The sequence below is a fragment of the Marinicella rhabdoformis genome (assembly GCF_009671245.1).
GTDB classification, from domain to species: Bacteria; Pseudomonadota; Gammaproteobacteria; order Xanthomonadales; family Marinicellaceae; genus Marinicella; species Marinicella rhabdoformis.
Genome location: NZ_VTFS01000001.1, coordinates 648,347 through 661,553, shown reverse-complemented (window position 1 = coordinate 661,553; position 13,207 = coordinate 648,347). Strand labels below are relative to the sequence as shown.

At 41.3% G+C, this 13,207-nt stretch carries 14 protein-coding genes; all 14 read left to right on the top strand.

All coding sequences use genetic code 11. The annotated features are described in order from the left end of the window. The 14 genes from FET73_RS02910 to FET73_RS02845 all read left to right on the top strand — a co-directional run bounded on the left by FET73_RS02910 (position 1) and on the right by FET73_RS02845 (position 13,159). Positions 1–621, top strand: a complete 621-nt coding sequence (locus tag FET73_RS02910; RefSeq protein ID WP_343032264.1) for an exosortase H-associated membrane protein — start codon at positions 1–3, stop codon at positions 619–621. A 90-nt stretch (positions 622–711) separates the two neighbouring features. Continuing rightward, on the top strand, positions 712–2,469 hold the full coding sequence (gene gspE / locus FET73_RS02905; RefSeq protein WP_154222405.1) for a type II secretion system ATPase GspE: 1,758 nt from the start codon (positions 712–714) through the stop codon (positions 2,467–2,469). Beyond that, a complete protein-coding gene (locus tag FET73_RS02900; RefSeq protein ID WP_154222404.1) occupies positions 2,469–3,680 on the top strand; it encodes a type II secretion system F family protein in 1,212 nt (403 codons plus the stop codon). Before gspE ends, FET73_RS02900 begins: the two co-directional genes overlap by 1 nt. 25 nt (positions 3,681–3,705) lie before the next feature. After that, on the top strand, positions 3,706–4,128 hold the full coding sequence (gspG, locus tag FET73_RS02895; protein ID WP_154222403.1) for a type II secretion system major pseudopilin GspG: 423 nt from the start codon (positions 3,706–3,708) through the stop codon (positions 4,126–4,128). 2 nt (positions 4,129–4,130) lie between these two features. Beyond that, positions 4,131–4,580 carry a GspH/FimT family pseudopilin gene (locus FET73_RS02890; RefSeq protein ID WP_154222402.1) on the top strand — a complete coding sequence of 150 codons (450 nt, stop codon included), beginning with the start codon at positions 4,131–4,133 and terminating at the stop codon, positions 4,578–4,580. Between the two features lie 2 nt (positions 4,581–4,582). Continuing rightward, the gene (locus FET73_RS02885; protein ID WP_179952074.1) at positions 4,583–5,008 is read left to right on the top strand and encodes a type IV pilus modification PilV family protein; all 426 of its coding nucleotides are present in this window, start codon (positions 4,583–4,585) and stop codon (positions 5,006–5,008) included. Next, the gene (locus FET73_RS02880; RefSeq protein ID WP_179952073.1) at positions 5,001–5,705 is read left to right on the top strand and encodes a prepilin-type N-terminal cleavage/methylation domain-containing protein; all 705 of its coding nucleotides are present in this window, start codon (positions 5,001–5,003) and stop codon (positions 5,703–5,705) included. The genes FET73_RS02885 and FET73_RS02880 overlap by 8 nt, the downstream gene beginning before the upstream one ends. Continuing rightward, positions 5,702–6,592, top strand: a complete 891-nt coding sequence (locus FET73_RS02875) for a type II secretion system protein GspK (protein WP_179952072.1) — start codon at positions 5,702–5,704, stop codon at positions 6,590–6,592. Before FET73_RS02880 ends, FET73_RS02875 begins: the two co-directional genes overlap by 4 nt. Further along, positions 6,589–7,725, top strand: coding sequence for a PilN domain-containing protein (locus FET73_RS02870; protein ID WP_154222398.1), 1,137 nt, complete (start codon positions 6,589–6,591; stop codon positions 7,723–7,725). The genes FET73_RS02875 and FET73_RS02870 overlap by 4 nt, the downstream gene beginning before the upstream one ends. After that, positions 7,715–8,332, top strand: a complete 618-nt coding sequence (gspM, locus tag FET73_RS02865; RefSeq protein WP_154222397.1) for a type II secretion system protein GspM — start codon at positions 7,715–7,717, stop codon at positions 8,330–8,332. The genes FET73_RS02870 and gspM overlap by 11 nt, the downstream gene beginning before the upstream one ends. Beyond that, a complete protein-coding gene (locus FET73_RS02860; RefSeq protein ID WP_154222396.1) occupies positions 8,322–9,032 on the top strand; it encodes a hypothetical protein in 711 nt (236 codons plus the stop codon). The genes gspM and FET73_RS02860 overlap by 11 nt, the downstream gene beginning before the upstream one ends. Continuing rightward, on the top strand, positions 9,032–11,194 hold the full coding sequence (gene gspD, locus FET73_RS02855) for a type II secretion system secretin GspD (RefSeq protein ID WP_179952071.1): 2,163 nt from the start codon (positions 9,032–9,034) through the stop codon (positions 11,192–11,194). Before FET73_RS02860 ends, gspD begins: the two co-directional genes overlap by 1 nt. A 2-nt stretch (positions 11,195–11,196) precedes the next feature. Next, positions 11,197–11,601 carry a hypothetical protein gene (locus tag FET73_RS02850; protein ID WP_154222394.1) on the top strand — a complete coding sequence of 135 codons (405 nt, stop codon included), beginning with the start codon at positions 11,197–11,199 and terminating at the stop codon, positions 11,599–11,601. Between the two features lie 154 nt (positions 11,602–11,755). Next, positions 11,756–13,159, top strand: coding sequence for a hypothetical protein (locus FET73_RS02845; protein WP_154222393.1), 1,404 nt, complete (start codon positions 11,756–11,758; stop codon positions 13,157–13,159). Positions 13,160–13,207: the final 48 nt, after the last annotated feature.

Sequence of the window (13,207 nt, the reverse complement as noted above, 5' to 3'; positions counted from 1 at the left end):
GTGAAGTCACCAATAAAACAATTGATAATAAGTGCAGCGTTATATTTGCCGCTGTGCTTTTTTATTTGGTTTTATGGGGCAGCATTTTGGGTGATGCCTGTCCGTTGGCTGACTGAATTGACATTGAATATATGGCAGGCTGATTTGTTTAATGGTGTGGTGCAAAACCAATACCTGCTTGTTGTTGAAACGCTTATATTTCCTACACAGGCGATGACCGGCCATGAAGGAAAGATTGCTGTTTTAGATGTTCAGGTGAACCCAATGATATACGGTTATGGGCTGGCAGTAATCGGAGGTTTAGTGGCTTCTTTGCCGGACTTGTCGTGGCAGAAAAAAATGATTCAAATCATGATAGGCTATGTGATGATTGTATTGGTTCAAAGCTTTGGTTCGTTTTGGCAAACCATAAAACACCTGCTGTTCAGTGGTGGTGATGCACAGCAAGCCATATTGGATACGGGTATTTCTCCAGATTTGGTGGCTGCCATGTATCAATTGTCATATTTGATTTTGCCCGCAGTTATGCCCATAGTGTTGTGGATTTTAATGAACAGAAAATTCATAGAGTTCTTGGTAAATAACAAGGACTCTGAAACTGCTGATGATGAACCGGCTTAGAATATTGAACAGAATAAAGAACTTTAATCAGATTGTAATGTCTGATGGATGAAATATAAAATGACAGATTCGTCACAAATGACAGAAACAATGACAACAGATAAAACCGAAGATCAAGCTGAAACAATAACAGCAACCGACGTGCAAGATGTGCCTGAAAAGCCAAAAGGCTTTGAAGCGCAGTTATGCGAATATTTGGTTGAGCAAGGGCGAATCAAGGAAGAAGACTTACAGCGAGGTGTTCGATTACACCATGAAAGTTTTGGTGGGTCGTTGGTGCCATTGCTGGTGCGTTTGGGTCTGGCATCAGAACGTGATGTGGCCTTGAGTTTACATGAGTTGATGGATTTGCCATTGATGAATGACAAATCCATGCCAGAAACGGTTACCACAGAAACTGAGTTTCCATTGCGCTTTATGCGCGAAAGTCAATTTGTTCCTATTGATGAAAGCGATGATACATTGTCAGTTGTGATGGTTTATCCTTTTGATGAGTTTTTAATCAAAGCCATTAATATGGCTGCACATAAAAAAATCGACATTAAAATTGGCATGCCATCTGATGTAGAAAATGCCATTGAAAAATATTTTGGTGGTGGTAAGTCGGCAATGGGTCAAATCGTTGAAGGATTGTCTCACGACGGTGATGAAGAAGAGGATGTCGAACACCTTAAAGACTTGGCTTCTGAAGCACCTGTAATCCGATTGGTAAATATGGTCATGCAACGCGCTGTAGAATCTCGCGCATCAGACATTCATATTGAGCCTTTCGAGAACCGCTTGAAAGTACGTTACCGTGTAGATGGCGTGTTACATGAGGTTGAGTCACCACCGGCCAGGTCAACTTCAGCAGTTATTTCTCGAATCAAAATCATGGCGAAGCTGAACATTGCTGAGCGGCGGTTGCCTCAAGATGGGCGTATCATGTTGCGGGTTCAAGGTAAAGAGCTGGATTTACGTGTATCAACCGTGCCAACATCATACGGCGAAAGTGTGGTCATGCGTATTCTTGATAGGGAAAGCATTGTATTTGATTTCCATCAATTGGGATTCAGGGAAAACACTTTGGATCCTTTTATGAAAGTGTTGGAAATGCCTCATGGTATTTTGCTGGTGACGGGGCCAACAGGTAGTGGTAAAACCACCACCCTTTACACCGCATTACAAAAACTGAATACCGAAGACAGAAAAATCATTACGGTTGAAGACCCAGTAGAGTATCAATTGACAGGCATCAATCAAATTCAAGCGAAATCGTCGATTGGACTGGACTTTTCATCGGCATTGCGTGCGATTGTACGACAAGATCCTGACATTATCATGATTGGTGAGATGCGAGATTTGGAAACCGCTCGAATTGCGATTCAATCTGCACTGACGGGCCACTTGGTGCTGTCAACCATTCACACGAATTCAGCAGCAGGTGGAATCACTCGATTGATTGATATGGGCGTTGAAGATTATCTTTTGACCTCAACCATTAATGGCCTATTGGCCCAACGTTTGACCCGTCGCTTAGACAAAAGCAGCATGGAAAAATATCCGGTAATGCCAGAGATGGTAGAAGAGTTGAAATTGCATGAAATCAGTGATGACAAGGAATTTCACTTTTATCGACCTCAACCTTCAGAGACAAACCCAACTGGTTATGGTGGCAGGTTGTCAATTTTAGAGTGCCTTACCATGACTGAGGACATCAGGCGATTGGTCATGAAAGGAGCAACTGCAGGCGAGTTACAAAGACAAGCACAAGCTGAAGGTATGTTAACCATGTATCAAGATGGTTTGTTGAAATGTTTGGCAGGTGACACCAGTTTTGAAGAAGTCATCAGGGTGTCACACGAATAATGGCTCAATTTATCTACAAAGCAATCACTCCGACAGGCGAACAATTGGAAGGTCAAATGGAAGCTTTCAGTGAAGCTGAGGTGATTGTTAAAATTCAAGAAGCAGGCAACATTCCTGTTTTAGCTAAAGAAATGAAGGCGGGGTTTTCATTTGAAAACTTGATGGCCAACCGCAAGAAAGTGTCACAAAAACAGGTTGGTTTTTTTACTGAGCAACTTGCCACATTGTTGAATTCTGGTATGCCTTTGGATCGGTCGTTGTCAGTGATGATTGAACTGTCAGATGATGAGCGCATCAAAACCATGGTTGAACAGATTAGAGATAAAGTTCGTGGTGGTGGTTCGTTATCAGATGCAATGGAAGAGCAGCATGGCGTTTTTTCAACCATGTACACCAATATGGTTCGTGCCGGAGAAATGGGCGGCACTTTAGAGCTCTCATTACAGCGACTAAGTGATTACTTGAAATCTTCAAAAGAGCTTAAAGATTCGGTGGTTTCTGCGATGATTTATCCTGCCATTTTATTGGTGCTGGCTGTGGGTTCTTTGTTTATTTTGTTGGCCAAAGTGGTGCCTAAATTTAAACCTTTGTTTGAAGATGCAAACATTGAATTACCTTTGTTAACTCAGGTGGTGTTTGCAGGTGCTGAATTGGTGCAAAGTTTTTGGTGGGTGTTTGTAATTTTAATTGTGGCAGTGGTTGCAATAATAAAACAACAACTGAAAGACACAGAATTTCGATTTAAAGTCGATCAAAAAATGCTCAAACTGCCTTTGTTTGGCGAGTTGATTACCCGTGTGGAAACAGCAAAGTTCACTCGCACGTTGGGTACCTTGGCAGACAGTGGTGTACCCTTGCTATCTGGCTTGGGCGTGGCAAAAAAAGTGATAAACAACACGGTGTTGTCTAAAGCGATAGCCAATGCGACTGAAAAGGTCAAGCACGGCATACCTTTGTCAGATGCTTTGGCTAAAGAAGAGTCCTTCCCGCGATTGGCGCAGCAGTTGCTGAGTGTGGGTGAGGAGACAGGTAATTTAGATGAGATGCTGGTCAGGGCATCTGATACTTATGACAGTGAAGTTAAAAATACAATAGACCGCATGTTGTCGGTGTTGGTACCTATTTTGGTATTGGCATTGGCAGGTATGATTTTTACCATAGTGTTCGCCATCTTGATGCCGATGATGAACATGAGTGAATTGGTTGGTTAATAAATAATTTAAGTGAGAAAAGCATATGAAAAATAGAAAAAAATTCAGCGCAGCGCAACAAGGTTTCAGTTTGATTGAGGTTTTGGTTGTGATGACCATTTTGGCTGTTATTTTTGGCATGGTGGTAAGGAATGTGACTGGAGGCCAAGACAAAGCCAAGCAAAAACAAGCACAGATTATGGTGCAAAAATTAACCCAAGCAGTGCAAGAATTCAGTTTGGATACGGGTAATTTACCTGATTCATTGGATCAGCTGGTTAATGATTCAGGTGATTCGATGTGGATGGGCCCTTATGTCAAGGAAAAAGAGCTGAAAGACCCATGGGGTGAGTCTTATCACTATTCTACCCAGTCACAACACGGTCAAAGTTTTGATGTTTATTCATATGGAAAAGACAAAAGCCCAGGTGGTGATAAGTTGGGTTTAGATATTGGTAATTGGCAGTAAGAATGCGAAAAGGCGACGGTTTCACTTTGATTGAAGTTTTGGTGGTGTTGGTCATGTTGGCCATCATTGCAGGTACCGTTGCGTTTAATATGTCTGGTTCCATGAAAGCCACAAAAATCAGGGCGGCAAGCAAAGATTTGGTGGCGGCATTAAGATATACACGTTCTCAGGCGGTCGTTAAACATAAAGAGCAGCGTCTGATGATAGACGTTGAAAGCAAATCTTATCAAGCACCTGGAAAAAAGAAAGTGACTTTTCCTGAAGGCATGGAGCTGAAGGTTTTTGCGGCAGAGTCGGAAGTGCCAAGTGAAACTCAAGCGGGTTTTAGGTTCTTTTCAGATGGTTCTTCAACGGGTGGACGTGTGACCTTAATCTATGAAGAGCGTTTTTGGCGGATCAATGTGGCTTGGCTTACTGGAGAAATCCGTTTGTTTCAAGACACTGAGGTTTAATGATGTACAAGCAGCGCTCCCAAGGTTTTACTCTAATTGAAGTGATCGCGTCTTTCACGATCTTAGCCATGACTTTTATGGTTGTTCTTGAAATTTTGTCTAACTCTTCACGTAACACCATCAAGTCTTCGGAGCAAACCAAGCTGGCTTTATTGGCGCAAAGCAAAATGGATGAAGTGGGTATTACGATTCCTGTTGAAGAAGGTACTGAATCTGGTGACTTTGAAGATGGTATCACTTGGCAAATCGACATCACACCTTATGAAGCGGAATATGAAGGTAACACGAGTATGGATTTTGCACCTGTTGAGTTGTTCAAAGTACAGTTGGTGATTGCTTGGGTTGATGGCTTGGGTAAAAACAGAGAGGCGATTTTTTCTACATTGAGGGCAATGACTCCCGATTTTGATCGAGGTCCCGGTGGTTAATCAAAAACAGCAAGGTTTTACCTTGATTGAAGTCATCGTTGTCTTTACATTGTTGGCGATGATTATGGCGATGATTTTTTCTGGCCTTGACTCAGGAAGGAGAACGGCAGAAAAAGGAGAAAAACGCATTTCAGCAATCAATGAAATGCGGGTGGTGCAGGGCATCATAAGAAGACAGGTTTCTAGGGCAATGGCAATTGGTATAGAAGAAGATGATGAAGGCCAAATGGCATTATTTTATGGCGATGAAAATTCTGTCACTTTTATTTCTCAGATGCCAGGTTATCTTGGAAATGCTGGGCCACATATTCAAAAGATTGAAATTGCGGAAGATGGAGATGGTAAGTATTTACAATACCGTCATGGCATGGTGAGTAATTATGACGATGAAGATGAGCAGTCTGGATTTGATGATGCTGAGCCCATTGTGCTGATGGAAAATATCCGAAGTGGACAGTTTGCATTTATTGAGGTTGGTGAAGATGGATTGCCGACGGATTGGGTGTCAGAGATAGAAAACACCGCTTCCATGCCTATGATGGTTCAATTAGACTTAGAAATGAACCAAGATGCCAAAGAACAATGGCCGATAATGCAAGTGGCGATACAAGTGGATGGCAGCAGTACCAGAACCAGACGCAGAAGCTCTTTGAATTTATTAAACCAAAGAAGCAACTCAGGCAAGGAATTGCAGTGAAAAGTCAGTTGAATCAAAAAGGTGTGGCTTTGGTATTGGTGCTTTGGATTACCTTGTTGATGACGGTGATTGCGGGCAGTTTTGCTTTGTCAGCAAGGACTGAGTATATGCAATCACGAATTGTTTTTTCATCAACTCAAGCCAGATATATAGCAGAGGCTGGATTGAATATGGCCGTATTCCAACTGAGGAACCCTGACCCTGAGGCACGATGGATTCCAGATGGAAGGGTCCAAGAATTGGATTTTGAAGGTGCGAAAATTGAGCTGAGAATAACTGATGAGTCAGGGAAAATTGATATCAACCAGGCCAATGAGGAACTTTTAATGGGATTGTTTGCCTCAGTAGGTGTTGAGTTTGACGAAGCTTTGGCTTTGGCAGATAAGATATTGGACTGGAAAGATGCTGATGAGGAAGTCAGGTTGGGTGGGGCAGAAGATCAAGATTACTTTTCAGCAGGCTATGCCTATGGTGCAAAAGATGCGCCCTTTGACTCAGTTCCCGAGCTGGTACAGGTAATGGGTATTGACTATGAGACCTATTTAAAAATAGAGCCTGCCATCACGGTCTACTCAGGCAGGAATAACATCAATTTGGGGTTTGCCCCTAAAGAGGCATTGATGGCTATTGATGGTATATCAGCAGAAATGGCCGATGACTTTATCAGACAGCGACATGAAATTGATGACATCAGTACAGAGTTACCTTTATTGTCTGAGGGTTATGCAGGACAATTGAGGGGTGGTGGAACCACTTTCAGTATTATAAGTAAAGCCACTTTGCCGAATGGGCAGTGGGCAGAATTTGATGCCACCATCAGAATGGGCGGCACAGTTAATGGCAAGCCATTTCGAGTGGTGCGCTGGAGAGACAACGAACACAAATGACAACTATTGTAGATAAAATCGTTACCCCAATCAGTACTTGGTACCAAACTTCAGGCGTTCGTGCGTTTTGGGATTGGTGGACTGAGTCAATGATGGAATGGGTGCCAGAAAGGAAGCGGAAACAATTTTTTCCAAAACAAGAGCAGCTGTTTATAAGTGGGTCAGATGATTCAATTGCCTTGTGGATTCAAAATACAGGTGAGGCAACACAGTTGCCAGAAGATGAGTCATTAGTAGATAAACAGTGGTGGCACCAGCTCAATCATCATGTGGCGCAATCTGACGTGCAATCGAAAGTCACTTATTTGATACCAAATGAACATGTGTTAATCAGAGAAGTTGCTATGCCTACTGCGGCATTAAGCAACATTGATGCTGTTTTAGGTTATGAATTGGACAAATACATTCCCTTTAATCCTCAAGAAGTGGTGTTTGCCAGTCAACCCATGCTTGCGGAAGAGGGTGCAGAAAAGACGCCGGTTCAACTGGTGGTAGCACAAAAATCATTAATTGAAGCAATAGAGACAGAGGCGAGTAACAAGGGTGTTCAATTATCAGCGATTGATGTTAACTTAAGTTCAGCAGAATCGCCTAAGGCCTTGGGTGTCAATTTATTAACTGAATCATTAAGAAAGAAAAAAGACTGGAGTAATATTAAGCTTAATTTGTTATTGCTGGCAGCGGTTGTCGCGATGATTTGGTTTGTGATGTTCAATTCAATAGAAAATAAAATAGATAAAATTGAGCGTCTCGAAGCCCAAACGGATGAATGGAGAAGGGACGCTCGTCGTGCTAAATTGCTAGAGACTGAATTGAATGCATCTATTCAAGCAGCTAATTTTTTGGGTGATAAAAAAGTTAATGCAGCCAGTGCCATATCAATCATGGATGAATTGACTCGAATGATTCCACAAAACAGTTATTTGACTCGGATCATTTTAGATGAAGAGCGTATAGAAATTGTTGGACAATCAGATAATGCCAATGCATTGGTGCCGATATTAAATAAATCGGACTTGTGGTTTGAGCCAGAAATAGTGGGTCAAGTCATGCCAGATGCACGCACTGGAAAAGAAAAGTTCACAATCAAAGCGGCGCTGAAAGCCCCAGAGGAGACGACAGATGACGCTTGATAAAAACATGAATCGATGGGCCGCATTGACGGTTCTTTTAATGGTGTCTGTGATTGTTTATTTTTTATTCTTTCACAACTTTTTCGTGACACATGCAGGTATGAACGAATCTGTTGATGAGTTGAATCGCTCACGTCAGAAGTACATCAATCAGGCGGCTAAATCCCCCAAGCTGAAAGAAAAGCTTAAAGAAGTGAAGTTACAAGTTGGAAGTAATGACGAATTTCTCAAAGCTGAAACAAAAAACCTGGGTAATGCAGAGTTAACTTCAACTTTTAAAAACATTTTTAATGAGCAAGGTGCGGAAACGGCAGAGTGTCAAATAGTCAGTCAACAGCCCACACAAGACAGGGATTTGGACCAATTTGAAAAAGTGGTATTGCGTGTTAGAATGCGCTGCCAATATGAAATCTTTGCGAATATTTTGGCCCGATTAGAGCAGAATTTACCGTCTTTGTTTATTAACGACTTAAGGATAGAGGCAAGAAATGTCAGTCGCTACAGAAGAAAAGGCAAGAACAGTGAGCCAGCCGCTGAAAGTGTGGAAATCAGGTTTGAATTGTACGCCTACCTAAAAAACCCAATTGAGAAAAGCGATGAAAAATAATTTGTTAGCGCAGGTTTTACTGGGGTTGTTGGGTATTTTGTTGCTGTTAGCTTCTATACAAATGTTTGGTATTGGCCAAGGGTTGAGCGAACTTGAAGCTGAACAATTTGATGAAAAACAATTGAACCAATTGGTTGATAAAGTTTCTGATACTGCTCCGGATGGAAAGGAAAAAGAAAGGCAGTTAGAGCAAATTGTTGCCTTGCCATTATTCAGTTCGACAAGAGAACCTTATGTAGGGCCGATAATTGGTATAGAGCCTACTATTGATGAGCCAGTTGCTTCACCTTTAGATGCAAAAGTTTCTAGTATTGTCATCACAGGAGATAACAGTTATGTGATTATCCAAGACAATGTCAGTAAAGAACGGTTGACATTGGCGCAAGGTATGCCATTAGAAGGCGAACAAGGACTATGGACTGTAGCTAACATTGAGCCGCGAAAGGTGACTTTTGAAGCGGAAGGGGAAGAGCCAGTAGAGCTCGAGCTGGAAGTATTCAGTGGATCATTAGGTAAGGCTGGTGGTAAAAAAAACAAAAGTAAAGCGAATAACAGTCGCAACAACAAACAGACACAAAAAATCACGCAAGAAAAGAATAAAAACGAACGTGCCAACAGTGCCGAAGCAATCAGAAAAAAAATAGCTGAAAGACGTGCCCAAATGCGTAAAGAAGCAGCAGATAGGAATCAAAAGCAATGATGAATAAACGATTAGTTAAACACCTGTTCACGGGTGCCGTGTTTGCAATGTTGGCTGCATGTGCAAGTGCGCCACGGGATCTAAATAAAGAGTTGGAAAATTCTGACTACTTAAAAGACATGGATACCACGAATTATTCTGGAGAAGTCTTTAATACAGGCGGAGATCCAATCGGTGATGGCAAAAAAGAACATGAAATATACCCTGGAACAGGTGAGTTCATTGATGTGGCTGCTGCTAAAAAGCTTGAAAAGGTATTAACTGTTCAAGGTGAAGTGACATTCAATTTTGAGGGAGAACCGTTACAGGCTGTTGTGCACTTGATTCTGGGCACTATTTTACAAGAAAACTATGTCATGGCACCAGGGGTGTCAGGCAAGGTGACTTTTGCAACGGCTAAGCCTATAAGCAAAGATCAGGTTTTGCCCATTTTAGAAATGCTACTCAGTTGGAATAAAGCGGCTTTGGTTGAAGTTGAAGGTCGTTTTCATGTTGTACCAGAAAATCAAGCCATCAAAGGTAAGTTGACACCAAGAGTAGGTGCAGTGAATGCCAAAAAAGGATTTCAAGTATTGGCAGTCCCACTGTCTTTTGTCTCACCAACAGAAATGGAAAAAATTCTTGAGCCTTATGCTAAAGAAGGTGCTGTTGTAAAAGCAGACAATGCCAGAAATATTTTATTCTTATCGGGTACAAACAGAGAGTTGAATAATTATATAGACACCATCAATATATTTGATGTGGACTGGCTCGCTGGTATGTCCACTGGAATCTTTTATTTAGAAAGAACAGATTCAAATGACATCATAGTAGAACTTGAAGCTTTGTTTGGTGAAGGTGCTGAAACGCCTTTGGCAGGGATGTTTCGTTTTTTGCCTTTGGAACGATTGAATGCAATCATGGTTATCACGCCTCAAGAAGAATACCTAGCACAATCTCAAAAGTGGATTGAGCGATTGGACAGAGCAGACTTGGAAGGTGGCGCCAATCTATATGTCTATAGTGTGAAAAATATCAAAGCAGATGATTTGGCTGGCTATTTGAATGACGTGTTTGGAGGCGGTGGTGGTTCATCTTCGAGAAAAAGTAATTCAGGGAAAACAGCGCCAGGTAGTAACGGGAAAGAAGTGTCTTCAAGTGGTGCAAAAAACAGCAATACCACCAAAAGACGTTCAACATCAAATAATGACAATGACATTCAGATAACTTCGATTGAAGAGTCAAACCAATTGTTAATCAAAGCCAATGTTGCAGAATATGACAAAATTATCTCAGCCATTAAAAGATTAGATAAGGTACCTTTGCAAGTGCTCGTTGAGCTTAAGATTATTGAAGTCTCTTTAAATGACAGTCTAGAATATGGGATGGAATTATTCTTTGGTTCTGCCGTTGGTGAGGGAGGTGAAGATGGCGGTGATGGCGGTGATGGTGGAGAAAGTCCTGAAACCAAAGGTTATAACTGGTTTACAGATGGTGCAACGACTGGCTCAGGTGGAGCTTCTTACAACTTCTTTGGAAAAGAGGCTCAGGCAAAATTGACTGCTTTAGAAGGTGCGGGACGTGTTTCACTGGTGTCATCACCAAGTGTAATGGTTATGAATAATAAGAATGCGACAATCAATGTAGGTAATCAAGAGCCAATAACATCAACTTCAATTGGAGGTGTAAATAATGGTAACAATGGAGGGAACTTTAATAATAACTTTCCTACCAGTAATGTTCGCTACATTCAGACAGGTGTTCAAGTTGATATTACTCCAAGAGTTAATCCAGGTGGATTGGTGTACATGGAAATAACCCAAGATGTAAGTGAAGCTGGTGAGCCAAGAAATGACGGTGGCAACCCTCCTATTTCTAAGCGCGAATTGTCAACAGAGATTGCAGTACAAAGTGGACAAACGATAATAATGGGAGGACTTATTCGCGATTCTAATAAGAACAGAAGAGATGGTGTGCCATTCTTGAGTCGGATACCTTTGATAGGAGGTGCGTTTGGTAAAAGAACCAACAGTTCATCAAAAACGGAATTGATGGTGTTAATCACGCCCACCGTTATAGAGAATCCAGAGCAGGCAAGAAAAGCAACTTTAGAATATGCCAAGAAATTTGAAGGCTTGAAGCCGATTAATACAAATAAAAAAGATAAAGAAGAAAAGGAATGAGAATGAAAATGATATTGAAAGCCGTTTTGTTTACAATCGTGGTCGTTTTAACTGGATGTTCAGAGTCTACAGAAACCATAGAGGAAAAAGTAGTTAATAGGTGGCAAGCCATTGTTGATTCAGATTATGAAAAAGCTTACAGTTATCTGTCACCGTCATACAGAGAGGTGGAAAGCTTAACTTCTTATTCTGTGCGAATTGAAACAGCTAAAATAAATGTTAAATGGGAAAAGCCAAAATTTATTTCCAAACAGTGTGACAAAGAAGTTTGTGATGTTGAGTTGACGCTAAAGGTTACTTATAGTTTTCCAAGGAAAAGTATGGGTAGCGCCTCAATTGTATCTCCCATTTCTGAAAAATGGGTTAAGAAATCAGATGGATGGTATCATGTACCTACAAAGAAATGATACAGCAAAAGTATGAATTAATATTGAATAAAAACTTGTTTAATAATGTAATTTGATATATTATTCGCCAAGCTATCTTGTTTAGCTCTGCAATTGTATGCAGAGAAATTAATGAATAGCCCTGATATTAAAATTTTATAATTTGGAGTTAGAAATGAAAAAAAATAAACTAACTACTGCAGTAATTGCTGGTTTAGCTGGCGTTGCCGGCATGGCAAATGCTGCTGTACATGTGAGCGGTGAAGGTACTGGTCAAGTATTGATTTACCCATATTACACAGTAAACAATGGTTTGATTACTAGTTACTCTGTTGTTAATACAACTGATGAGACTAAAGCTATCAAAGTACGTTTCTTAGAAGGCGATCACTCTTTAGAGGTGCTCGATTTTAACGTATATATGTCGCCATACGACGTATGGACAGGTGCTTTAGGTTCAACTACATCTACTATCGGTGCCCACGCTGGTGAGCCTTCTGGTATGCATGTATCTGAAGATACATCTTGTGCTCCTAGATTAACAAAAGCGGGTCAAGAATTTTTGCCATACGAAATTGATACAGACTTAGCTGCGTCAAACAAAAGCATGGAACGTTCTACTCAAGGTCACTTCGAAGTGATTGAAATGGGTGTTGTAACAGGTACTCACGCTGCTGCTGCATTGCATAACTCTACAGGTGTTCCTGCTGATTGTGCTTTCTTGAAAGCATCTTGGGACGGTGGTACTTGGGCAGCTGCTCCACAAACTGATATTGTAGATCCTACAGGTGGTTTGTTTGGTGCTGCAACGATGTTGAATGTTGCTGAAGGTTTGGCCATGACTTATGATGCAACTGCATTAGATGATTTCTGGACAGGCGCTGGTAACCACACAGATCCAGGTTCTTTGGCTCCTTCTATCTCTGAGTCAGACGTGGAAAGTGTTATTTTGTTAGACGGCTCTGCTGTTTACTCTACTTGGAACTCTGGTATTGAAGCCGTTTCTTCATTGTTCATGAAGCAACAAGTATTTAATGAGTACGCATTCGATTCAGCCATTGCTGCTAAATCTGAGTGGGTTGTTACATTCCCTACTAAAAACAGACACGTTGACACAGTTAACTTGGCTCCGTTTACTGCAGTATGGGATGGTGTAGAAGCTTGTGAAGAATTCCGTTTAACTACATTCGATCGTGAAGAGCAATTAACACCTCCAGGCGGCGGACAAATTTCTCCACAGCCTCCTCAAGGTAGTAACCCACAAATTTGTCAAGAAGCTAACGTTGTTCAATTCTTAGCTCCAGGTGAAGTTGGTGGTGCTGCATCTAAAGTATTAGGTGCAACTAACTTAATTTCAGTTGGTGGTGTTTTAGATAACCCTAATGCTACTGAAAACGGTTGGGCTGCAATGTCATTTGTTGGTACACTTCCAATGACTCCAGCTGCAGGTGCAGGCTATGAAGGTTTGCCAGTTGCTGGTTTTATGGTACAACAGTACACCAACGCTAATGCTGCTCCTGGTTTGATGGCACAGTACGCTGGTTTGTTTAACCACAAAGGCGATATCGTTTCATTCTAATAGAATAAACATATTGTTTAAAAAAAGGGACAAGCTTAGTGCTTGTCC